This is a genomic window from Myxococcus sp. MxC21-1 (assembly GCF_032612255.1).
GTDB lineage: Bacteria > Myxococcota > Myxococcia > Myxococcales > Myxococcaceae > Myxococcus > Myxococcus virescens.
Map to the genome: position 1 here is coordinate 8,349,189 of NZ_CP123278.1, position 22,485 is coordinate 8,371,673.

Annotated in this window: 20 protein-coding genes and 1 pseudogene; 15 read left to right on the forward strand and 6 right to left on the reverse strand. The window is 70.0% G+C overall.

Annotated elements, in window-relative coordinates:
• Positions 1 to 36: 36 nt before the first annotated feature.
• Complete coding sequence (locus QEG98_RS37450; protein ID WP_316564732.1) at positions 37 to 2,124, reverse strand: prolyl oligopeptidase family serine peptidase; 2,088 nt, start codon at positions 2,122 to 2,124, stop codon at positions 37 to 39.
• 235 nt (positions 2,125 to 2,359) lie between these two features.
• Between QEG98_RS37450 and QEG98_RS37455 the strand changes: the two genes are divergently transcribed.
• From QEG98_RS37455 to QEG98_RS37465, 3 genes are all read left to right on the forward strand, one after another.
• Positions 2,360 to 2,593: a hypothetical protein gene (locus QEG98_RS37455; protein WP_316564733.1), complete on the forward strand. Its 234-nt coding sequence runs from the start codon at positions 2,360 to 2,362 to the stop codon at positions 2,591 to 2,593.
• 11 nt (positions 2,594 to 2,604) lie between these two features.
• Positions 2,605 to 3,336 carry a 2OG-Fe dioxygenase family protein gene (locus tag QEG98_RS37460; protein ID WP_316564734.1) on the forward strand — a complete coding sequence of 244 codons (732 nt, stop codon included), beginning with the start codon at positions 2,605 to 2,607 and terminating at the stop codon, positions 3,334 to 3,336.
• Positions 3,337 to 3,465: 129 nt separating this feature from the next.
• On the forward strand, positions 3,466 to 4,521 hold the full coding sequence (locus QEG98_RS37465; RefSeq protein WP_316564735.1) for an acyltransferase family protein: 1,056 nt from the start codon (positions 3,466 to 3,468) through the stop codon (positions 4,519 to 4,521).
• Positions 4,522 to 4,527: 6 nt separating this feature from the next.
• Here QEG98_RS37465 and QEG98_RS37470 read toward each other — a convergent pair whose 3' ends face one another.
• From QEG98_RS37470 to QEG98_RS37480, 3 genes are read right to left on the reverse strand one after another with little or no spacing between them, the layout of a single operon-like run.
• A complete protein-coding gene (locus tag QEG98_RS37470; protein ID WP_316564736.1) occupies positions 4,528 to 5,343 on the reverse strand; it encodes a cytochrome C in 816 nt (271 codons plus the stop codon).
• Between the two features lie 26 nt (positions 5,344 to 5,369).
• Complete coding sequence (locus QEG98_RS37475; protein ID WP_316564737.1) at positions 5,370 to 6,488, reverse strand: metallophosphoesterase family protein; 1,119 nt, start codon at positions 6,486 to 6,488, stop codon at positions 5,370 to 5,372.
• Between the two features lie 11 nt (positions 6,489 to 6,499).
• Entirely contained in the window at positions 6,500 to 7,813 is a 1,314-nt protein-coding gene (locus QEG98_RS37480; RefSeq protein ID WP_316564738.1) for a cytochrome-c peroxidase, read from the reverse strand.
• Between the two features lie 206 nt (positions 7,814 to 8,019).
• Between QEG98_RS37480 and QEG98_RS37485 the strand changes: the two genes are divergently transcribed.
• The gene (locus tag QEG98_RS37485) at positions 8,020 to 8,268 is read left to right on the forward strand and encodes a hypothetical protein (RefSeq protein ID WP_020477966.1); all 249 of its coding nucleotides are present in this window, start codon (positions 8,020 to 8,022) and stop codon (positions 8,266 to 8,268) included.
• Positions 8,269 to 8,271: 3 nt separating this feature from the next.
• Here the strand turns inward: QEG98_RS37485 and QEG98_RS37490 are convergent, their stop codons facing one another.
• Complete coding sequence (locus QEG98_RS37490) at positions 8,272 to 9,660, reverse strand: DUF2156 domain-containing protein (protein WP_316564739.1); 1,389 nt, start codon at positions 9,658 to 9,660, stop codon at positions 8,272 to 8,274.
• Positions 9,661 to 9,894: 234 nt separating this feature from the next.
• On the opposite strand from QEG98_RS37490, the gene QEG98_RS37495 reads away from it, so the two are divergent.
• The 5 genes and pseudogenes from QEG98_RS37495 (at position 9,895) to QEG98_RS37515 (ending at position 15,738) form a co-directional block, all read left to right on the forward strand.
• Complete coding sequence (locus QEG98_RS37495; RefSeq protein WP_316564740.1) at positions 9,895 to 10,608, forward strand: hypothetical protein; 714 nt, start codon at positions 9,895 to 9,897, stop codon at positions 10,606 to 10,608.
• Positions 10,605 to 11,192, forward strand: a complete 588-nt coding sequence (locus QEG98_RS37500; RefSeq protein ID WP_244171514.1) for a hypothetical protein — start codon at positions 10,605 to 10,607, stop codon at positions 11,190 to 11,192. The genes QEG98_RS37495 and QEG98_RS37500 overlap by 4 nt, the downstream gene beginning before the upstream one ends.
• Before the next feature lie 47 nt (positions 11,193 to 11,239).
• Positions 11,240 to 11,818 carry a hypothetical protein gene (locus QEG98_RS37505; protein ID WP_316564741.1) on the forward strand — a complete coding sequence of 193 codons (579 nt, stop codon included), beginning with the start codon at positions 11,240 to 11,242 and terminating at the stop codon, positions 11,816 to 11,818.
• 13 nt (positions 11,819 to 11,831) lie between these two features.
• Positions 11,832 to 14,383, forward strand: a pseudogene (locus QEG98_RS37510) (M1 family aminopeptidase).
• Positions 14,380 to 15,738: a DUF6986 family protein gene (locus QEG98_RS37515; RefSeq protein WP_316564742.1), complete on the forward strand. Its 1,359-nt coding sequence runs from the start codon at positions 14,380 to 14,382 to the stop codon at positions 15,736 to 15,738. Before QEG98_RS37510 ends, QEG98_RS37515 begins: the two are co-directional and overlap by 4 nt.
• A gap of 44 nt (positions 15,739 to 15,782) precedes the next feature.
• On the opposite strand, the gene QEG98_RS37520 is transcribed toward QEG98_RS37515, so the two are convergent.
• Positions 15,783 to 16,394 carry a hypothetical protein gene (locus tag QEG98_RS37520; protein WP_316564743.1) on the reverse strand — a complete coding sequence of 204 codons (612 nt, stop codon included), beginning with the start codon at positions 16,392 to 16,394 and terminating at the stop codon, positions 15,783 to 15,785.
• A 283-nt stretch (positions 16,395 to 16,677) separates the two neighbouring features.
• Between QEG98_RS37520 and QEG98_RS37525 the strand changes: the two genes are divergently transcribed.
• The 6 genes from QEG98_RS37525 to QEG98_RS37550 all read left to right on the forward strand — a co-directional run bounded on the left by QEG98_RS37525 (position 16,678) and on the right by QEG98_RS37550 (position 22,462).
• Positions 16,678 to 17,457, forward strand: a complete 780-nt coding sequence (locus QEG98_RS37525) for a hypothetical protein (RefSeq protein ID WP_316564744.1) — start codon at positions 16,678 to 16,680, stop codon at positions 17,455 to 17,457.
• Between the two features lie 32 nt (positions 17,458 to 17,489).
• Positions 17,490 to 18,557 (forward strand): hypothetical protein, encoded by a 1,068-nt coding sequence (locus QEG98_RS37530; protein WP_316564745.1) that lies wholly within the window; start codon positions 17,490 to 17,492, stop codon positions 18,555 to 18,557.
• Between the two features lie 151 nt (positions 18,558 to 18,708).
• Positions 18,709 to 19,851, forward strand: coding sequence for a hypothetical protein (locus QEG98_RS37535; RefSeq protein WP_316564746.1), 1,143 nt, complete (start codon positions 18,709 to 18,711; stop codon positions 19,849 to 19,851).
• Complete coding sequence (locus QEG98_RS37540; RefSeq protein ID WP_316564747.1) at positions 19,848 to 21,152, forward strand: pitrilysin family protein; 1,305 nt, start codon at positions 19,848 to 19,850, stop codon at positions 21,150 to 21,152. Before QEG98_RS37535 ends, QEG98_RS37540 begins: the two co-directional genes overlap by 4 nt.
• Positions 21,153 to 21,239: 87 nt before the next feature.
• Positions 21,240 to 21,659, forward strand: a complete 420-nt coding sequence (locus tag QEG98_RS37545; protein WP_316564748.1) for a hypothetical protein — start codon at positions 21,240 to 21,242, stop codon at positions 21,657 to 21,659.
• Complete coding sequence (locus tag QEG98_RS37550; RefSeq protein ID WP_316564749.1) at positions 21,656 to 22,462, forward strand: hypothetical protein; 807 nt, start codon at positions 21,656 to 21,658, stop codon at positions 22,460 to 22,462. Before QEG98_RS37545 ends, QEG98_RS37550 begins: the two co-directional genes overlap by 4 nt.
• The last annotated feature ends 23 nt before the right edge of the window (positions 22,463 to 22,485 follow it).

Below are 22,485 nucleotides of genomic sequence, written 5' to 3' on the forward strand. Positions count from 1 at the left end.
CAGCATGGGCCTGCCCGGCCGCATGCCCCCGGGCGTTCAGTCCATCAACTGCCGTGACAGGTACACGTGGTGCAGTGCCCACCGGCGCGCGTTGAGCATCGGGTCCGAGTCGTTGGAGTGCCCGCCGTCGGTGTTCTCGTAATACAGGTACGGCAGCCCCATGGCCTCCAGGCGCGCCGCGAACTTCCGCGCGTGGCCCGGGTGGACGCGGTCATCCTTCGTGTTCGTAGTGATGTACGGCGCGGGGTAGCGCACGCCCTCGCGGAGGTTCTGGTACGCGGAGTACTTCGAGATGAACGCCGCGTCCCCGGGCACCTCCGGGTTGCCGAACTCCCCTACCCACGACGCGCCCGCTGGCAGCAGGTGGTAGCGCATCATGTCGATGAGCGGGCTTTCGATGACGGCCGCGTTGAACAGGTCCGGGCGCTGCGTCATCGCCACGCTGGTGAGGACACCACCGTTGGAGCGGCCGTAGATGCCCATGTGGCGCGGGGAGCTGACCTTCCTCCGCACCAGGTCTTCCATCACCGCAGCGAAGTCGTCGAACGCGCGCTGGCGGTGCTCCCGCAGGGCCGCCTGGTGCCAGCGCGGACCGAACTCGCCTCCGCCCCGGATGTTGGCGACGACGTAGGCCCCGCCGCGCTCCATCCACAACTTGCCCTCCTCCGGCAGGTAGACGGGCGGCTTGGACACCTGGAAGCCGCCATAGCCATACACCAGCGTCGGCAGCGTGCCGTCGAGCTTCCGCGCCTTCGGCCGCACCAGGAAGTACGGAATCCGGGTGCCGTCCTTCGACTTCGCCCAGGACTGGTCCACCTGGAGCTTCGAGGCATCGAAGCGCGCGGGCAGCGACTTCACCTTCTTCACCGTGCCCGCCTTCGCATCCGCCAGCCACAGCGACGTCGGCGCGAGAAAGCCCTGGGACTTCACGAAGAAGCGGTCATGCGATGACGACGTCGCGGTGATGGCGACCGAGGCGTTCTTCGGCAGCGCCAGCCGTTTGCGGCTCCAACGGTTCTTCCCCGGCGTGTAGACATCCAGCGCGCCCTTCACGTCCTCATAGAGGCTCACCAGCACCTGGCCCCGCGTCGCCGCCACCGATTCGATGGCCTGACGCGCTCCCGGCTGGAAGAGCAGCGTGGGCTTCGCCTTCGCCGGGTCCGTCTTCAGCGCGGCCAGCGGGTACGCCAGCAGCGCGCCCTGCTTGAAGCGGCCCCAGTCCTCTTCAATCGTGAAGACGACCTGCCCGTCCACGAAGGCCTGGAGGGAGGACTTCCGGGGAAACGGGAGGCGCACGGGCGCCGCGTCTCCCAGCAGGTAGTACTCCGACTCGAAGAAGGTCACCGCGCGGTTGACCAGCACCGCCTGCAACGCGCCGTCCGCGTCCCGCAACAGGAAGGGAGACGCGGAGACGTCGGTGCGCTCACCCCGGAAGGCTTCCTGCGCCTCCGTCAACGGCGTGCCACGCGTCCAACGTTTGAGCACGAAGGGATAGCCCGACTCCGTGAGCGTGTCCCCGCCCCAGTCGCGCCCCACCAGCAGCGTGTCCGAGTCCAGCCAGGACGCGGACAGCTTGCCCTCCGGGACCCGGAAACCGCCTTCCACGAAGTGCTTCGCGGCGGCGTCGAACTCGCGCAGCTCGACGGCGTCCTTGCCTCCGTTGGACAGGGAGACGAGGCAGCGCTGGTCCGCGGGAGGCAGGCAGTTGCTGCCCTTCCAAATCCAGCTGGCCTTCTCGGCCTTCGCCAGCGCGTCCACGTCCAGCACCGTCTCCCACGGTGTCTGGGCGCGCGTGTAGCCGTCCAGCGAGGTGTGCCGCCAGATGCCTCGGGGATTGCCGCGGTCCTGCCAGAAGTTGTCCACACCGCCAGCCCGGAAGCCGGGCGAGGGAATGCGGTCGGTGGAGGTGAGCAGCTCGAGCGCCTGGGCGTGGAAGGTCTCGAAGCGCGGGTCCTTCTCCAACACCGCGAGCGTCCGCGCGTTCTGCGCGCGAACCCATTCGAGTGCCTTCTCGCCCTGGACCTCCTCGAGCCACAGGAAGGGGTCCTGGGGTGGGGCCTCGGCCGTCGCCACGGAGGAGGTCAACAGCCCGGTCAGCAACGACGCCACGTACGCCCTTCTCATGTCCTCATCTCCCGATGCCCGAGGTGGCCCCCCAACAGACCGAGCCGCCGCTCATTCCCCCGACCATGACGCCTGGGCCACGGCGGCCGTGCTGGCGGGGCCGCGAGCGCCCGTCGCGCGTGCATCGCCTCGGGACTGGCGGTGATGGCCTGCAAGGGAGTATGGGTCCCGCCACATACGCCCCCGGAACGGCCGGCTCCGCGCGTGGTGACCTCAGGAGTAGAAGCAGGTGGTGATGACAGGACCCAGCGACAAGGGGGAGCGGCTCTGGCCCCGGGTGGGCGCGGCGGGAGGAGGCCCCACGCTGCCGCGCTTCCAGCGCCTGGGCGACCGCGTCACCTGCGGCGTGGTGGATGGCTTCACCGTGTGCGTCCCCGCCCGGGACAGCGACTTCCGCGCGGCCTTGAAACGCGCGCCTCCGGCTCCCTTCTCCCAGCCCCTCCCCGCTTCCGCAGGCCCGTCTCACTGAGTCCGACGCCCATGAGCTTCCAGCCCCCCGTCACCCCCACGTCCGAAGTCCCCACGGCCCTCCGCGAGCATGGCTACGCCGTGCTCACCCGCGACGGCCTCTGCGAGTTCGCGGGCATCGACTCGCCCGCGCTGGACGCACTGCGGCCGTCCTGGAACGAGCTGCCGCTGGATGGCTTCCTCCGGGATGGTGGCCGCTACCGTTCACGACGGCACTCCTGCTTCATCGTGGACGGCGACTCGGTGACACAGGTGCCGCACCGCGCGCACTGGCAGCCGGTGGAATACAACGCGCTTCACGGCGGCATGGAGCGCTGGTTCGAGCCCGTGCAGCCCGACATCGTGTCCCAGCCGGTGTGGGCGGGGCTGATTCGAGGCATCGCCGCGTGCTGCTCCCAGCTCAAGGGCGAGCGCCCCTGGTACGTCGAGGCCCACCAGTTCCGCATCGACACCACCGACGGTATCGGCCGGCCCACCCCCGAGGGCGCGCACCGGGACGGCGTGGACTTCGTGGCGGTGCTGCTCGTGGGCCGCGAGGGCATCAAGGGCGGTGAGACGCGCGTCTTCGAAGCCGACGGTCCCAACGGCCTGCGCTTCACGCTGACGGAGCCCTGGTCCGCGCTGCTGCTGGATGATGCGCGCGTGATTCACGAGAGCACGCCCATCCAACCGCAGGGAGACACCGGCCACCGGGACACGCTGGTCCTCACGTTCCGGGCCGGGGGGTTCCAGGGCCCCGAGTAGCGCCCGGGAGCGCCGCTGCTCGCTCCAGGACACTTGCCTCTCCGGTCCGCGTGCTTGCCTGACACACGCGCGCGGGCGAGCGGGGTGCGTGTGCCGAAACGGAGTGCCCCCCTCCCATTCAGCCTCGAGATGGGCTTCTCTACTGAGGTTGTGACGACCGCTGGCCGCATCCCGCTGTTCGAGAACGTGCGAGGCATCCTCATCACCCTGGTGGTGATGGGGCATGCGCTCGAGCCCCTGCTCGGCCGGGAGCCGCTCGCGAAGGCGCTCTACTCCGGCCTGTACCTGTTCCACATCCCCGCCTTCGCGTTCCTCTCCGGGCACCTGTCCCGCGCGGACAGCGGGCCACGCGCGCTGAGCGCCATCGCCTGGGGGCAGCTCGCGCCGCTGGCCGTGTTCCAGGTGCTGTACGTCGCCTTCGACGCGTGGGTGCTCGGCCGGGGCTGGAGTTCCCACTGGCTGGTGCAGCCGTACTGGCTGCTGTGGTTCCTGCTCAGCCTCGGGTGCTGGCGGCTGATGCTGCCCCTGCTCCTCCGCCTGCCCAAGCCGGTGATGTGGGCCGTGGCGCTGGCGCTCGTCGCGGGCCTGCTGCCCTGGGTGGGCTACCTGTTCGGCCTGTCGCGGACGTTCGTGTTCCTGCCTTGCTTCGTCGCCGGTCACCTGACGCGAAGGGAGTGGCTGCTGGCCCCTCGAAACACCCGGGGCTGGCGCCTCGTGCTCGCGGCGTCCCTGGCCGTGGGCCTGGGCGCATGCGTCGGGGCGGTGGCCATGGGTGCACTGCCCGCGCCCGCGCCGCAGTGGCTCTACGGGAGCAGCGGCTACGCGGTGCTCGGTGCCACAGCGCTCACGGGCATGGCGGCGCGCGCGGCGCTCTTCTGCGGTGCACTGGCGCTGACATGGGCACTCTTCACACTCAGCCCGCGTCAGGAAAGCGCGCTCACGCGGCTGGGTGGACGGAGCCTGGCGCCCTTCCTCCTGCACGGCTTCGTCGTGCGCGCCGCCGAGCACGTGGGCGCGTACGCGTTCCTCCAGGGGCCCGTGGGCGTCGCGCTCGCGCTGGGAGCGGGGGCGCTGCTCACGGTGCTGCTGGGCCAGCCTTCCGTCGTCCAGGCCACGCGCCCGCTGTGGGAGCCTCGGTGGCTCTTCCAGCGGAAGCGTGACGCCGTGCCTGGCCTGGGGCGCTGAGCAGGCCTACTTCTTCCCGTAGTCCAGCTTCACGCCCTTGCGCTTGGCGTAGATGTACGCCTCCATGGCGCGCATCCGCGGGTCACCATCCGCCAGCGGCTTGCCGCGCGCCGGGTTCTCGATGCACCAGTTGATCATGTCGCGCAGCAGCGCCACGCGGCCCAACTGCACCTGGTACTTCGGATACGTCTCCGGATGCGTGTTGGACGCGTCCGGGTGGCACATGTCACAGGAGATGCCCACCGTGCCGCCAATGGCCTGGGCGTCATGGAAGACGCGGTGGCCTTCGTCCACGAACTGCTCCGTGGAGGCGGCCCAGATGGCCTCGTCCCGGTCGGAGAACGCGCCGTAGGTGTGGCCGTCCTGGATGGGCGTGGCAATCTGCTTCTTCACCTGCGAGCCGCCGCTCTCCGGTGTCACGCCGCCCGGACGCACCGACGCACCGGCCGAAGGCGCGGGTGTGCGCGGCTGCTGCGTGCGCGGCGTGGTGGAGCCCGGCGCGGGCGCCTGCGCCATCATGGGCGCCGGGTCCCAGTTGGCGTTCGGGTTCTTGCGCAGCCACTCCTCCATCAACGCGCCCGATACATGCTGCGCCTGCGCGCGCGTCAGGGACTGGCCGGCCTTGACGCCCTTCACCTCCATGGACGTCTCGCCGTCACACAAGCCCACCACGAGGTTGCCGTCCTTCGACACCGGCAGCTCGTGCTTCTTCACCTCGGAGCCCTGGGCGGCCGTTTTCTTCGGCGGCGGCACGGGGCCGGTGGCCAGCGCCGCGCCTCCCACGAACGACAGCACGGCGCCCGTTCCCACAAGCAGCTTCATCCGGAAGGTCATGGTGTCCCTCGTGCTCAGTAGCTCGGCAGCTTGGTCCGGGGCGGCACATCCTGCTTCCCACCCGACGCGAGATAGCTCGCGCGCACGGTGATGGGGTTGCGCTCCCAGAGGTTGTACAGCTTGTCCACCATCCCCGCCGCCAGCACGTCCATCCGCCCGTCTCCGCAGCCGTCGAACTGGCTGAAGGGGTCGGAGCGGTTCATCTGCACCGTCAGCCGCGGCAGGCCCTCCGGCGCGTAGGGCCAGGGCCACGCGGTGGACAACATGCCGTGGAAGCTCATGTTGCCAATGCGGTTGCTGAGGAGCTGGTGCGTGTGGCCGTGAATGACGGTCACCGTCTGGAACGGCTTGAACAGCGCCTGCACCTCGTCCGCGTCGTCCGTCCAGAAGTTCCAGGGCCGGTAGTACTTGTAGAGCGGTGAGTGGCTGAAGACGATGATGGGCGTCGCCTTGTTCACCTTCGCCAGGTCCTGACGCAGCCACTCGCGCTGCGGCGCGCCGACCTCGAAGCGGGATTGGATGCCGTTGTCCAGGCCCGCGACAATCTGCATCCGCTCCTCGGGCGTGAGCTTCCGCTCCGTCCAGAAGTCCTTCTCCAGGATGGAGTTGAGCACCACGAAGTGCACGCCCTTGTGGTCGAACGAATAGTTCGGCGGGCCGAACAGGTCCGTCCACATCTCGCCCATGTCGAGGAACCAGTCGTGTTCGCCCACCATCAGCCGCACGGGCGCCTTCACGGCCTTCAGAATCTCCGCGCCCAGCTTCAGCTCGCCCGGCTTGCCCAGCTGCGCCAGGTCGCCCCCGAAGAGGACGAAGTCCGGCTGCGGATCCAACCCGTTCACGTCATCCACGGCCTTGAGGATGGCGCGCACGAAGCGGTCGTTGAGCTTCTTCTCGTACAGGTGCGTGTCGGAGATATACGCGAAGGAGAAGCGCGGCTTCGTCTCCTGCGCCTCCGCCACGTTGACCCACTGGAAGCTGTGCGGCGTGCGCAGGCCCATGCCCGCGGCGATGCCAGCGGAGATGCCGGCCACGCGCAGGAAGGCGCGGCGGTCCAGCTTCTTGAGGTCGTCGAAGAAGGCGTCGCGCTCTGCGTGGTGCTTCGTCTCGATGCTGCGGAACTTGTTCCCCATGGCGGCGTCTCCTAGGGCTTGGACATCGAGGCGGGCTTCACGAGCGTCTCGGTGCCGTACACACCGATGTCCGCCGGGTTCTTCACCGACAGGTCCGGGTTGGGCGCCAGGTCTCCCAGGCTCCCCTTCTTCCCCATCGCCACCGCGGTGTCTCGCTCCGGGCGTTTGTTCTTCAGTCCGCGCTGCCGGGCCTGCTCCTTGGTGGCGTACTTCGCGAACTGCTCGTCGGTGAGGGTGTTCAGGAAGGCCACCACGTCGTCAATCTCCCCCTCCGTCAGCCCCAGTCGCTGCATGCCGCCATCCAGGTATGGGTTGGGCACGCCGCCCTTGTTGTAGTGGTCCATGACGTCCCACAGCGTCGCCAGGGAGCCGTCGTGCATGTACGGACCGGTGATGGCGATGTTGCGCAGCGTGGGCGTCTTGAAGGCGCCCACGTCGTTCTCCTGCTTCGTCACCAGGAAGCGCCCCAGCTCGGAGAAGCGCGTCTCCAGCGCCAGCTCGTCAATCTGCTGCTCGTCGCCGGTGCGGACCACCTTCAGGGCCTCGCGAGCGAGCTTCACGAAGTCTTGCTTGTGCGCCGCGATGCCGATGTTGTGGAACTTCTGGTCGCTGAACAGCGGCGACACCACGTTGCCTGCGTGACAGGCATTGCAGCGGGCCTTGCCGTTGAAGAGCGCCCAGCCCCGGCGCTCCGCGGCGGTGAGCGCCTTCGCGTCGCCGGTGATGAAGCGGTCGAACCGGGCGTTTCCGGAGTACAGCGTGCGCTCGAAAGCGGCGATGGCCGTCGCCAGGTCGTCGAAGTTCACCTCGCGGCCGAAGACCTTCTGGAAGTCCCTCACGTACTCCGGAATGGCCTTCACCTTGGCCACCACCGCCGCCTCGTCGGGCATGCCCATCTCCCGCGGGTTGAGGATGGGCAGCTTCGCCTGGTCCTCCAGCGTGGACGCGCGGCCGTCCCAGAACTGGGAGGCGCTGAAGAGTGCGTTGAGGAGGGTGGGACTGTTGCGCGTCACCTTCTGGCCCTTCACGCCCTCCGACACCGGCTTCGCGTCCGTGAAGCCGAAGCGGGCATCGTGGCAGGTGGCGCAGGACACGGTGTCGTCCACCGACAGGCGCTGGTCGTTGAAGAGCTTCTCGCCCAGCAGCACCCGCTCCGGCGTGGGCGCGAGGCGGGCTGGGACGGACAGCTTCCACAGCACCGCGGACACGCCCGGTGGCAGGTCGGCGGGCGGAGGCGCCGCTTCCTTCGCGGCGGTCTGGGCCTGCCCGGCTTGGGCGAACAGCAGGACGGCGAGCGACAGTGCAACGCCAGACGGCGGGCCCATGGTCTCCCCTCCCCACCAACCACGGTGCACGCCGCGAGGAATCGAGACGCCGGGCTGGGGTCAGCTCTTTCCAGAAACCACCACTATTCCCGCGCCGCGGTCCAGGTTGTGTTCGCTGGAATGTCCATCAATGGAGCAATGGCAGACACCTTGCGTGGGCTGCCGAACATCCCGAGCGCGTGCATCTTTCGCGAAAGGAGGGCGTCATGTGGGACCCAGGAGAGCTGCGCGAGGGCATGGCCGTGAGGGACGAACACGGGCGGAGGCTCGGCACGGTGGTGCATATCGGAGACACGCACTTCGAGCTGGAGCAGGGCTGGCCGCCCAGCCGCGACTTCATGGTGAGCTTCCACCTGGTGGCGCGGGTGGACCATGGTGAGGTGTTCCTCCACCCCGGCCATGGCGCCACCGTCCCCACGGAGGATGAGATGCCCGACAGCGGTGCGTACATCTGACGGCTAGCGTCCGGGCAGGCGCAGGTCGCGGGAGCTGAAGAGCAACCCGGACGCCGTCGCTGGCGCGAGCACGGCCAGGGCGATGAGGGCCCCGTCCAGCGGGCTCCGGGCGAGCGGCACGTTGTAGGTGACGGCCTGGACGAACGTCAGACACGCGTCCGCCGCCGTCAGCCCGCCCAGCACCGTGGCCAGGGCGTCCCGCCAACGCCGCACCAACGAGAAGAGTCCCACCGTCAGCCCCACGTCGAACACCACCCACGCCCACTGCACCTGGACGGACGGGAACCAGCGCGCCGTGGAGGGCAGCGCCAGCAGCGCGGTCCACGGAACGAGCAGCACGGCGAGCGCGTGCACCAACAGGCGCGGGCGCCGCAGCAGCGTGGCGATGCCGAAGCGCAACAGGCCGCCCTGCGCGAAGGCCCGCAGTGCGTCGTACACCGCCGCCAGCCCGCCCCGAGGCTCGGGATAGGACAGATGGATGGGGACCCAGGCGTCGGGGCGGAACTTCCCCTTGAAGGTGCGCAGCCCCTCGAAATCGAAGAGCGGCCGGCCGCACGCCCGCGCCAGTCGCAGCCAGGGCCGCACCGGCCCCGCGAGCGGCGCCAGCCCCAGCGTCACGTAGCGCCGCCCGGTGGCGGCCGCCGCGCGCATGGCGGCGTCCACCAGCGCCTCCGCGGTGCCATTGGGCGCCTCCGGGTCCCGGAGCAGGTCCTGGAGGAACCAGCCTTCGCGGGCGTACACGGGCGACACCGACAGGAAGCCCACCACCTCGCCCTCCACCTCGGCGACGAAGGCGTGCCGCTCGCTCGCGAAGGCATGCGGACGAAGCTGGACCAGGAAGCCCATGGGCGCCATGCGACGGGACGCCAGCCAGCGGGCCTTCAGCAACTCCACCGCTCGCCGCGTGGGGTGCAGCGGGTCCCCCAGCTCCGTGACGGGCACCTCACGGACCTTCACGCCTCGCGCGCGGGCACGACGCAACTGCTCGCGCAGGCTGCGGCTGCCCCGCACCACGTCGTCCCAGTGGACCGGGTCCCAGACGGGCTGCTCGCCGATGGGCAGCGACGCCATGGGGGCCAGCTCCATGAAGCGCGGCTCGGTGGCGAAGAAGCACACGCGCCGGTCCACGGCTCGCGCGGCCACGCGGAAGCCCTCCGCCACCGAAGCCAGCCGCTCCGGCGCGGCAATGGGCACCCCGGCCGCCACCCAGGCACCGCCCGTGTCCACGTACGCCACGCACGCGTCGCCCGCAGGGTCGAACCAGTACCGGAAGCCGGGCTGCAGCACCTGGAACGAGGTGGCGTTCCAGCCATACTGGCGTAGCAGCGCCAGCACCTGCTCGCGCGGCTCCGGGCCAGCCGGGGCCTTCTTCTCTTGAGAACGTCCTTCCACGCGCGGCAGAAGGTATGTGCCCCACCCCGTGGGCCGCAAACGAGAACACGGCCCGTCCTGTCGTGGAACACGTGGCTCATACCGCGTGCGTGTGCGGGCGCGACGCGGGGAGGTCTCCGGGGACCGCTCGCGCGCACCATCCGACGGTCGAATCGCGCGAGGGCAGGCAGGCACTCGCATCAAGAGAAAGTCGGCCTAACGTGCGGGCCCATTCCTCCACCAGGAGCCCGTGGATTGAAACCTCCCTCGATCGCCGCCTGCGCGCTCGCGATTCTGCTCTCTCCCTGTCTGGCCGCCGCCGATGAAGACAATGCCGGTGGCGTTCGCACCAACACCGCGCGCCTGCTGACGACAGATGCGGCGGAGCTCATCGACGCGCCCGTGCTGGGGCTCCAGCGCGCGGCGCTGCCGCTGTTCGCGGGACTGGCCGTGGACACGTCGATGTATGCCAATGCCTTGCTGGCCCCCAACGTGGGGCTGCGCTGGGCGATGGCCGCCGGTCCACACCGCGTCGTCGTGGGGGCGCGCTACACGCACTTCGTGGGCGCCTCCGTCTACTCGGACATCGTGACGTCGGAGGCGGACACGCCGGCGCTCCAGCGCTTCGAGCCCGAGCTGTCCGGCCCGTCCTTCTACGGCGTCTATGGCCTGGCGCTGGGCGCCGTGCTGGTGCAGGGCGAGGCGCGCTACGGCGTCTACACGTCCGACTACCTGTCCTTCACCGGCGCGCTGGCCTTCAACTTCGCGGGCCACTGGTCCGTGGTGGGCGAGGCCGGCGTCCGCGTGAAGGGCGGCGCCACCCTGCGCGCCGCGGCGGGCATCCGCTACGGCGGAGAGCACCTCGGCCTGGGCCTGGGCGCCACCTACGTGGACATGAGCGACCCGGCCCTTCCGGGTGAGAGCCTGCCCGTCCTTCCCGTCGTCGACCTGTCGTGGAGCTTCCGATGATGATGCGCGCCCTGCTGCTTCCCTGTGTGCTGCTGCTGTCCGCGTGCTCGGCGGAGATCGCCATCCAGACGGAGCCCTTCGACCAGGTGGTGCCCGTCACCTCGCTGCTCGAGCCCGTCTACGCGGAGGTGGCGCTCGACCTGCCGGAGGAGTCCGTCAACACGCAGGACCTGGACATCATCGTCAACGAGGTCGCCGCCACCCTCGTGGTGGTCAACCCGTCCCCCACGCTCACCGTGCGCACGTCCGCGCGCCTGTCACTCACGGGCAGCGCCACGCCGGACAACCCGCGGCTCTACACGGACTTCAACCGGCCGGCCTACTACGACAGGGCGGCGGAAATCCTCGCAGAGCGGACCTTCCAGCCCGACTCTCGCACGCCGGTGCGCATCGACTCGCCGGCGCTCAAGGAGGCCATTGGCCGGCGGCGCGTCTGGGTCATCGTCAGCAACACGGTGGTCCGCTCCGGCCTCACCCTGCCCCAGCTCCCGGCGCAGATTCGCCTGGAGGACATCGTCTTCCAGGCCCTGCTCACCAAGCCCTTCCCCGGGCTGGGCGGCGCGCTGGAGGCCGGCGGCCTGTAGCCAGTGGAGGGCGCGGGTGGGAAGCTTCCGGCTGGACCGACTCGCCCGTGCCCTTCGCCTACTACGACAACCTCACGCCCGCCCAGCAGCGCGTCTACCGGATGAGTGATTCGGTGAGCGCGCTCCGGCTCCGCGAGCCGCGGACACTGGAGCCCCTGGTGGCCGCGCTGCGCGAAGCCCTGGCCACGGGCCGGCAACCGGAGACCGAGCACGCCACCGCCCGGCTGAGCGACGCCCTCTGCGAGCGGCTGGACCTGTTCGCGCCGCGGGTGGAGGTGCTGGAGGTCCGCCCCTCCTCCACCACCGGCGAGCTGCACGGCATGTACACCCTGGAGCGGGGCCATCGCCCTCGCATCCAGCTGTGGATGCGGACCGCGAAGCACGCGCGGGTGGTGGCCTTCCGCACCTACCTGCGCACCCTGCTGCACGAACTGTGTCACCACCTGGACTTTCTTCTGCTGGAGCTGCCCGCTTCCTTCCACACGGAAGGCTTCTTCCAGCGGGAATCCAGCCTCTTCCACCAGCTGGTGCCCCGCCCGGCCCGGCCCCGGCGTTCCGGGGCCAGGAAGGGTGTGACGGCGGACACCCCTGACATAAGTCCAGGCAGGCGGCGGCGCGGAGGCTAGATTCCGCATCCCTATGGCGCATCCGACCGAAGACAAGAACTTCCGCCTGCCGACCTCCATCCGTCCCCGCCGCTACGCGGCCACGCTGACCCTGGACCTGGACGCGAAGTCCTTCTCCGGCCAGCAGACCATCGACCTGGACGTGGCGGCGCCGTCGAACGAAATCATCCTGCACGGCATCGCCCTGGAGCTGAGCGATGTGACGTTCCGCGCCGGTGGCCAGCAGCGCAAGCCGGCCTCCATCCAGCCCGCGCAGGCGAGCGAGACGGTGGTGCTCCGCTTCGATGAAGCGCTGCCCACGGGCGCCGCGTCGCTGGACGTCGCGTGGACGGGGCGCTTCACGGAAGGGCTGCGCGGCCTGTACCAGGCGGGCAAGGTGGCGGCCACCCAGTTCGAGGCCGCCGACGCGCGCCGGCTCTTCCCCTGCTTCGACGAGCCCGCCTTCAAGGCGCGCTGGGCCCTCACCGTCCGAGTCCCGGCGGGGCTCACCGTGCTGGGCAACGGCCCGGTGGTGAAGGACACGCAGGAGGGCAACCTGCGCGCGGTGACGTTCCAGGAGACGGAGGTGCTCAGCAGCTACCTCATCGCCCTGGTGGTGGGCCCGCTGGTGGGCACGGACGCGCAGGACGTGCAGGGCGTGCCGGTGCGGACCTGGGCGCTGCCGGAGAAGGCGCACCTGACGCGCTTCGGCCAGGACGTGGCGCTGGCGGTGCTGCCCAGGCTCCAGGACTACTTCGGGCTGCCGTATGCCTTCACCAAGCTGGACCAGGTGGGCATCCCCGACTTCGAGGCCGGCGCCATGGAGAACGCCGGCCTGATTACCTACCGCGAGGTGGCACTGCTGCTGGACCCGGCCACCGCGCCGCTGTCGGTGAAGAAGCGCGTGGCGGAGGTGGTGACGCACGAACTGGCGCACCAGTGGTTCGGCAACTGGGTCACCATGGTGTGGTGGGACGACCTGTGGCTCAACGAGGCGTTCGCCACGTGGATGGCCTTCAAGATTGTCGACCAGTGGCGCCCCGAGTGGCGCATGTGGCTGGACTTCGACGCGCACCGCGCCAGCGCGCTGCACCTGGACGCGCTCAAGTCCACGCACCCCATCCACGGCGAGGTGCGCAACGCGGGCGAGGCCGGTGAGAGCTTCGACGCGATTACGTACGAGAAGGGCGGCGCGGTGCTGCGGATGATTGAGGGCTTCCTCGGGGAAGGCCCCTTCCGCGAGGGCATCCGCCAGTACATGCGCAAGCACGCGCGCGCCAACGCGGTGAAGGAAGACTTGTGGAACGCGCTGGGCGACGCCGCGAAGCAGCCGGTGGAGGAGCTGGCCACCGCGTGGGTGGGCCAGAGCGGCTTCCCGTTGGTGACGGCGGCGCTGGACGGGCGCGGGCTGTCGCTGTCGCAGCGGCGCTTCTACACCGAGCCCGGTGTGCAGAGCGCTGAGGTGTGGCCGGTGCCGGTGGTGCTGCGCTACGAGGACAGCACCGGCGTGCGCGAGCAGCGCGTGCTGCTGCGGGACGCCCAAGCCACGGTGAAGCTGGAGGGCGAAGGCGCGGTGAAGTGGCTGACGGCCAACGCGGGCTCCACCGGCTTCTACCGGGTCGCCTACGACAAGCCGGGCCTGGAGAAGCTGGCGACGAACCTGAAGTCGCTGGCCCCCGCCGAGCGCACCGCCCTGCTGGCGGACCAGTGGGCGCTGGTGCGCGCGGGACAGGCGTCGGTGGCGGACCTGCTGGACCTGACGGGCCGCTTCGGTGACGAGGAGGACGACTCCGTCCTGGACGAACTGGTGGGCCGGCTGGCCTACATCGAAGGCCGGCTGACGGACGGCGAGGACCAGGTCCGCTTCCGCGCGTGGGTGGAGAAGCTGCTGGGGCCGGGGCTGAAGAAGCTGGGCTGGCAGTCCGCGCCGAACGAGGCGGACCGGGTGAAGCTGCGGCGCGCGTCGCTGGTGCGCGCGGTGGGTGGCCGGCGCGCAGCCAGGACGCGCTCGCCGAGGCCCGGCCCCGCGTGGAGCGCATGCTCCAGGGACAGCGGGACGCGCTGGAGCCCAACCTGCTGGACGCCGCGGTGGGCATGGTGGCGCGCGCGGGCGACGCGGCGCTCTTCGACACCTTCCTCCAGAAGATTCCGTCCGAGCCCGACCCGGCCACGCAGCGCCGCTACCTCATGGCGCTCACCGCCTTCGAGGCCCCGGAGCTCACCGAGCGCGCGCGCGGGCTGCTCTACACGGACACGGTGAAGACGCAGGACGTGGCCAGCTTCGTGGCGGGGCTGCTGGGCAACCGCGCCGGCCGTGACGCGTGGTGGGCGCAGATGCGCACGCAATGGAAGGACGTGGTGGCCCGCACCGGCGGCGCCCCCATGCTGCTGCGCCGCATCGTCGAGGCCATGGGCATGCTGCGCACGCGCGAGCACCTGGAGCAGATGCAGGCCCTGCTCAAGGCCCAGCCCATCCCCGAGGCGCAGCAGGCCACGGCGCAGACGCTGGAGCGGCTGTCCCAGGATGTGGCGCTGCGTGAGCGCTGCGTGCCCGAGGTCTCCGCGTGGTTGAAGCGCCAGCCGTGAAGACGACGCTGACAGAAGCGAGCCTCTCGGGTGTGCGGGAGGCCCTGCGGCAGGCCAACGCGGGGTTCGAGCGCGCCTACCCCGGGGAGTCGACCCAACGGCAGCCGGTGCACGTGGTGTACGGCGGCGCGCACCTCTTCCGGGCGGAGACGGCCCGGAAGCTGGGCGGCATCGCGCTGAACACGCTCAAGTCGTACGCACCGGATGCGCCCGTGCTGGCCCACGGGCTGGGACTGCCCCAGCGCGGCCGCTTCGCCCAGCGCGTCTACGCGCGCGTGGTGGCCAAGCTGGAGCACGAGCCGGTGGAGGACCTGCGCATCGACTTCGAGGATGGCTACGGGCACCGCTCCGACGCGGAGGAGGACGGGCACGCCGTGTCCGCCGCGGAGGAGATGGCGCGCGGGCTGGCCCAGGAGCTGCTGCCGCCCTTCATCGGCATCCGGGTGAAGTCCTTCACCGAGGAGCTGTTCGACCGCGCCACGCGCACGTTGGATTTGTTCCTCACCACGCTGCTGGAGCGCTCGGGTGGGAAGCTGCCGCCCGGCTTCGTCGTCACGCTGCCCAAGGTGTCGCTGCCGGAGCAGGTGGCGGCGCTCGCTCGCGCCCTGGAGGTGCTGGAGACGCGGCACGGGCTGCCGGTGGGCACGGTGGGCATCGAGCTGATGGTGGAGACACCCCAGGCGCTCTTCGACCCGCAGGGCCGGCTGCACCTGCCCACGCTGGTGGCCGCGAGCGCGGGCCGCTGCACCAGCGTCCACCTGGGCGTGTACGACTACACCGCCGCGCTGGGCGTCAGCGCGCATGCGCAAACGATGCGGCACCCGGCCTGCGACTTCCTGCGGGATTTGGTGCAGGTGTCGCTGGCGGGCACGGGCATCCGGCTGGCGGATGGCGCCACCAACGTCATGCCGGTGCCACCGCACCGGGTGAAGCAGGACGAGCCGCTGCTGCCCACCGAGCGCCGGGAGAACATGGAGGCGGTTCACCGGGTCTGGCAGTTGTCGTACCGGCACATCCGGCACTCGCTGGAGCGGGGCTGGTACCAGGGGTGGGACTTGCACCCGGGCCAGCTCCCCGTGCGCTACGCGGCGGTGTATGCGTTCTTCCTGGAGGGGCTGGACGCGGCCTCGCGCAGGCTCAAGGCCTTCATGGAGAAGGCCGCGCAAGCCACGCTGGTGGGAGACGTCTTCGACGACGCGGCCACCGGACAGGGCCTGCTCAACTTCTTCCTGCGGGGCCTGAGCTGCGGAGCCCTCACCCAGGACGAGGTGCTGGCCGCGGGCCTCACGCTGGAGGAGCTGCGCAGCCGCTCCTTCCGCGACATCGTCGCGTCACGCCGCGCCCGGGCCACCTGACGGAAGCGCCCGGAGGAAGGGGGCCTCGCCCTTCCTCCGGTGACTCAGAGCAGTTCGATGGAGAGCGTCAGGTCGCACGTGGAGTACGAAACCTTGGAGCGAGACATCTCCAGGACGATTCGGATGCCCTCTTCGCTGGTCCCCGTCACCATGCGGCGCGGGTCGTAGGAATGAACCCGCGAGTCGTTCCAGCTCCAGGTCGGCTTGCACGAATCCATGAGATAGGCGGAGTAGACGTGGAAGCTGTCCTGCTGCGTTCCACACTCCAGGTTGGACTGGACGCAGTAGACGTAGTCACCCAACGTCCGGGTTCGGTAGACGAAGCAGCGGAAGTCCTGGGGCCCCTGCTTCGACTTCCAGATGGAGACTTCGTCCGTCGAGTTCCGCTCCGCGGCCCCTCGCAGGGAAACAAAGCCGTTCGAAGCAGCGCCCAACAAGCCCTTCACCGACTTGCAGAACGCCCCCCGCGCCGGGAGCGCCGAGCGTGAAGCACCCGAGGAGTCCCCCACCTGCACGTCCCGATTGGGCAATTGCTTGTACGGGACGACCGCGCGAGGACGGGCGTTCGAATAGGACTGAGCATTGACTGCCGGGCTCACCAGGAGCAGCGCACTCAGTGCGAGCAACCGAGCACCGGGCTTGAGTTGCAATGGCATACCTGAACTCCCCCTCGTCCCTGAAGTCGGGTCGTGTTGACCCCAGCCACCCCAGGCCGTGCACGAGCGCAGCCCTATACGTAGCCCGCGTTGCCGAGTCAATGTCACGACCTGGGGGGGCAACGAGCCCCCCCTGACTGAAGGTGATTCATGCCCTGACAAGCTTTTCGGTTACAGTCCGCGTGCTCCACCCGAGGGGGAAATGTTGTCAGGGCCCGACCCAATTCAAGCAATTCAAGACACACCTTCCAATCCCTCAACCCCTCGGTTCAAGCAAACAGCCATGCTGCTGAAGTTGCTGCTCGGGGTCGAGGCGGCATTCGTCGGCGCGCGGTTGCTGCAAATCGTGTTTCCTTTGCAGGTTCCTCGCGTCCTCCAGGCCTGGGTGCTGTGGCCCACGCTCTGGGACACCCCCCTGGACCCGCGCCGGGTTTCGCCATTCACGGCCTTGATTCCCTGGCTCTTGTGGGCCGCCGTGCTCGTGCTCTGGCTGGAGGTGTTGCGGAGGGCCAGTGGCCAACGCGTGTTCACCCGGATGCAGGCCCTCGCCGTGGCGCTCGTGCCGGGATACGCCGTCGTGGGCTTGCCGCGGCTCATGGCCCTGATGGCGGCCGTCCTGGGCCCACTGGCGGCCGGCTTCAAGGCGGGCGCTCGCGGCATCGTCGGGCTCCACGTCCTGGTGGCCTTCGCGCTCGTGGTGGAAGCCCGGAGGGACACACCCGACTGGGGACTCGTGGTGCTCTGCGCGGATGGCGCGCTGCTGCTGGCGCAGTGGCTGACGCTGCGCACCGTCGCCCGGGCGCTGCTTGCCCGCACGGCCCATCCCCGGAGGTGGCGCAGGGCCACGACACGTCCGCACCGCTCCAGCAGGCGCCTCCGGCTCCCGACACGGGACTCGACTGCCCAGAGTGCCCCGCGCCCGCGCCGCTGCGACAGGACGCGGGCCAGCCCGGCCATCACTGCGGTCGCTGCGAAGGCGATCTGCTCTCTCCCACGGAGAGGCGACTCCTCCAGCCCCCGCCGGGAGAATCCGCGGCGATGGAGACGACGGGGCGGCACGTGAAGTGCGCCTCCTGTGGAGAAAGCGCGGCCACAATGCTCTTCCGGGGCGCGGCCGTCTCCGCTTGCGCGAGCTGCGGCGTCGTGTGGATGCGCGCGGGCGTGCTCCACCGGCTCACCCAGGGCCAGCACGGCCGCCCCAGGGCCCGCCCTGGAATCCCCCCCGCCGCCACCCGCCCCCCCTCGCTGCTCTCACCGCGTGTCGGTGGACTGGCGATGGTGGGCGTCATCCTCGTCGGCGCGCAATCCATGTACGTCTCGCAGAGCTCCCCCTGCACACCCACCACGCAGGCGCACCGCGTGGTGCGACCTGATGGCTGGGTGCTCGACAGGTGCGCGAATGCCGAGGACAAGAACGAGGGCGCTTCATGGCTCCGGGACGAACGAGGCCGGTTGCGCGAGGAGACCACCTGGACGCAGGGCGAGCGAAAGGGCCCCTATCGTCGCTGGGATGCCACCGGGCGACTGCAGGTGGAAGGTCAATACCGGGGCGACCAGCCCGCTGGCGAATGGCTCCATTACGCCGAATCAGGCGCCCTGGTGATGAGGCAGGCATTCGCCGGGGGCAAGCTCCACGGCGAGACGCAGACGCTGGCGGAAGACGGTGTCCTCCTGGAGCTCCAGAACTACGAGCACGGGCGCCTTCACGGCCCCTACGCCCTCTTCTTCCCCACCGGCCGCAAGCGGGTGGAAGGCCACTACGAGCAAGGGAGGCGAAGCGGAGACTGGACGACCTACGACGCCACCGGGCAACGGGTGGACGCCACGACCTGGCACGAAGGTCAGCGTACACTCGTGTGGGTGAACGGCGCGAAGACGCAGGACGCGCCCGCCGCCGCGGCGAGTGGAAGCGAGGTCGCCGAAGCCCCCGCCCTCCCCGCGCCCCAGGACGCCCTCTTCAGTGGGCATGACCTCGAATGGTGGGCGCAGCGGCTCAGACACCTCTGGCCTCGCAGGCAGGACCCCGAATGGGCCGCGCGTTACGCGCTCACGGTGCACCGTGCGAGCCTCAACGGCCTGACGGTCGAGGAGACCGCCGCGGGCCCCCGGGTGACGCGAAGCCCCTCCCCGGACGGCGCACAGGCGGTTCGAGGCACACCATGAAACGCGCTTCACTCACCGCGGCCCTCTGCATGCTGTTGTCCGCGGGGCTCGCCACAGCCGCCCCCTTCGAGGTCCTGCGCTCACGCGAGTCCCCGAACACGCCCAGCTCATCCTGGCGCCCCGCGAAGGCGCCCGGACGGCCACGTTGGTCGTGGCCTTCCAGAGCGGCCGGTTCGACGAAGCGGGAAGCCACGGGCTCACCCGCCTCACCCAGCACGCCATGCTGGAGGCGAACCGGCGTGGCCGCTACGACGACCTGGTGCAGGACTTGTTCGGGGCGGGCGCCTCGCTCGAGCTCGTCACCGGACTGCGGCAGAGCGCCTTCATCCTCGAAGTCCATCACCGCGACTTCGACCGGCTCGCCCAGCGGCTGCTGGGCATGTTGCTGGATGCCAGGCTGGACGCCTCGAAGTTGGAGCAGGCCATCGAGCGGACCGCGCAGGACCCCGGCCTGACGGACATGCACGACTTCCTGGAGGCACGACTCGCTTCAGCCCTCTCCAGTGACACGCGTTATGCGGCGCCGCCTCCCCCGTTTCCCTCCAGCGTGCAGAGCCTCACGGAACGACATGTGGCCATCCACATGTCGAGCGCCTTCACTCCCCGGAACGCGACCGTCATCGCGGCGGGGGCCTTCGACGCCCCCGCGCTCCGCCGGGCCGTGGCGAGTTATCGCGGCGGCATAGCCGCTCCGGTGGCCCGACTCACACCGAAGCTGCCCAGCAAGGCGCGGCTCCCTTCGATGAGCGACGTGAACGTCCTCGCCTACCCGGTCCACATCACCCAACCCGAAGAGGCCGCCGTCCTGCGGGTGGTGGGGCCGCTGCTCCAACGCCGCATGGAGCGCAGGTTCCGGACCATGGGCGTCGGCTACGCCCAGGAGGCGGCGCCCATGCTGACCCCCTGGATGGATGCGCTGGTGCTGACACTCCCCGCGAATGACCCTTCGGCCCTGGACCTGGGGCCGTTCCTTCTGCAGGAAGTGGCCGCGGTGCGCGAAGGCCGGGTGACACCCGAGGAGTACACGACCAGCCATGGCGCGGCGCTGGCCCGCCTCCGGCTCGAAGACCCGAACCCGCGGGCGGTGGCCCTCCAGCTCGCCAGCAGCATCCAGACACCGGCATGGTACTCCCCGGAAGTGGAGACCTCGCTCGCCGCGCTCTCAGCCGAGGAGTTCTCCCGGCGCGTCCAACCCTGGCTGAGCGAGAGTCGGCTCGTTCATCTGCTCTTCACGCCGTATCAGACGCCGCGGCCCGCTTCGAAATCACGCATCCGTGGAGGGGGACGGCGATGAACATGCCCCGCGCTCGTCATTGGGCCTGCTTGCTCGCGCTGCTCTGCGCGGCACCTTCCGCCGAGGGCCGGGCCCCACCCGTGGCCGATGCCCCGGCCCTCACCGCCGAGTGGCTGCCCGACGGCACGGAGTTCGTGGTGGTGCCCCAGACAGGGGTGGCCACCGCGTCCCTGCGCCTCGTGGTGCGCACGGGCGCATCGCGTGACCCCGTCGGGAAGGAGGGGCTCGCGCACCTGCTGGAACATCTGGTGTTCCATGGCAGCCACGACCTCTCAGGCACCGAACTGCGGAACCGGGTCGAGGCGACGGGCGGCACACTCAACGCCTTCACCTCGGCGCAGTCCACCGTCTACGCGCTCGACGTGCCCGCCAAGGAATTCCCTGCGCTCGCGCGCGACGTGCTGCGCATGGTGACCAGTCCCGAGATTCCCGGGGGCAAGCGCCTGGAGCGCGAGCTGGGCATCATCAAGACGGAGAGCATCTACCACTTCTCCCGGGAGAGCCTGTCCACACAGGTGGAGGAGGCGATGTTCCAGAGCGTGTCGATGGAGAACGCCCTCATTGGAACCATCGAGTCGCGCGCGCGCATCACCCGTGACGACCTCCTGGCGTTCTACACCCGGCATTACGTCACCTCGAACATCTCGCTCGTCTTCACGGGCGCAACGACCGTCGAGGAGGCGCGCCGGCTGGTGGACACGGCCTTTCGCCTCCCTCCCGCGCTGCCCGAGGAAGCCGTGTCCTCCGTGACCGAGACGGCCATCTACCCTGTCGAGCAGCACACCCGCGCACCGAGCACCTTCATCGCGCAGGGGTACCCGATTTCCCGGGAGGACCGAGGCACATGCCGTGTGGTGGCGGACCTGATTCAGCTCCGGTTGCTGCGCGAGGTCCACCTAAAAGAGCCCATCGTCTCCAGCATGCGGGTGCTCTGCATCAACCTGCGAGGAAACGACCTGCTGCTCGCGTTCGCCTACACGCGCTCCATCGACGGTGCCCGGTTGCCCTACCTCATGCAGGAGACGTTCGACACGCTGGCGCTCCGTCCCCCGAGCGCGCCCGAACGGAAGCTGCTCGAGCAACGGAGCCAGCGCCTGTCGGAGTTGCTGCTTGCCGAGGGGCCGGAGCTGGCGGATACCGTGGCGGCGCTCGCGTCGGAGCCTCGTCAGGGAGAGCTCGTGAACCTGGGAGTCCTTCAGCCCGCTCGCGTCCCCACGCCCGCCGTGCTGAAGAGCTTCGTGCGTCGCAACTTCCAAGAGGACCGCGCAGTCAGAATCACCAGTTCCCCCCTGGAGGGCTGACGGCCGCCGGCGCTCCTGGGCACGTGAGGCATGATGCGGAGATTCGCCCCCCTGATGTGTCTCGCCCTGGCATGCGCCGGCCCCGCCGTGACGACGGTGAGGCCAGCGCCACCCGCGCCGCAGACGCCCGCCGCGCCGGAGACCCCACCGAGGCCGCCGTCCGGCCCCTTCTCACGTGAGCTGGAGCCCCTGCCGAAGCAACGCGTGAACTCCACGGAGGGCATCTTCACCGCCGAGGTCGAAGCCGTGGCGGCGCCCAAGCTGACGCGGCACGAAGGCTCCACACGCCTGGAGATTCCCCTGGGCACCGAGGCCACGCTGGGCTGCTTCGTGTACGAGCGGCCCATCGACGCGGCGGGCGCGGTGCTCGCGGTGGCGAAGGCGGTGCAGGGCCACCAGGGCGTCACCGTGCGGAGCCTGACGCCCACGGACGTCTCGGTGGTCGCGGATGCGCCGGTCATGTTCGTGGACGTGGACTATGAAGTGGCCTCGCCGGCGACAGTGTGAGCGCGGGCAGGCTGAAGCTGATGGTGAGCGCGAGCCCCGCGCTGCCCCTGCTCTGCGCGCATGACGAGCCCGGCTACGCGCGCACCTTCCAGCGCATCACGACGGGCCTGGCCTCCACGCTCCAGGTGCCGGGTCCGCCGCGGGCGCCCGCGCCCATGGCGGAACTCCGGGTGCTGAAGCTGGATGGCCGGCTCGCGGGCTTCGACTGGCGCACCGGGCGGAGCTTGGAAGCGGGTGCGCAGCGCACGGAGGCCTCCACGAGCCTGCTGCTGCCAGGGGCCCCGAATGGCCCACGCGCGGAGGACCGCACCGTCACCACCATCACGGATGACGCGGGCCAGTTGCTGGAGCAGCGCCACGCCCATGCCGAAAACGGCAACCTCACGCTCCAGGTGACGCTCCGGCGCGAGCGGCCACCCAAGCCCCCTCCGCGCGAGACGCCCAGCAGGGTGTACCGCTATGAGGGGCGGCAGGGCACCCGGCCGCTGAAGGGGACATTCACCTCGAAGCGAGGACTCGCCACCGAGGCGATGGTCCGCATGGGCGTGCGCGAAGGGCTGCTCACGGGCGACGCGTCCGAAGTGCTGTTCGACGTCTACCGTCCGGCGGAGCTGCTCTCCGGGCCCACGGAGGTCGTGCTGCGCAGGACGCCCTCCGCCGGGCCACGAGCCCTGACCGTCACCATGGGTGCAACCAGCGAGGAGGCACGGGCCAACGCGAGCGGCGCATTCGAGTGGACCGAGCGCACCCTCCCGGAGGGCCGCCTCACGTCCGAACTCGTCCACACCGTCCCACCGCCCTGAAGCAAACGCCTTGACGCTTCAGG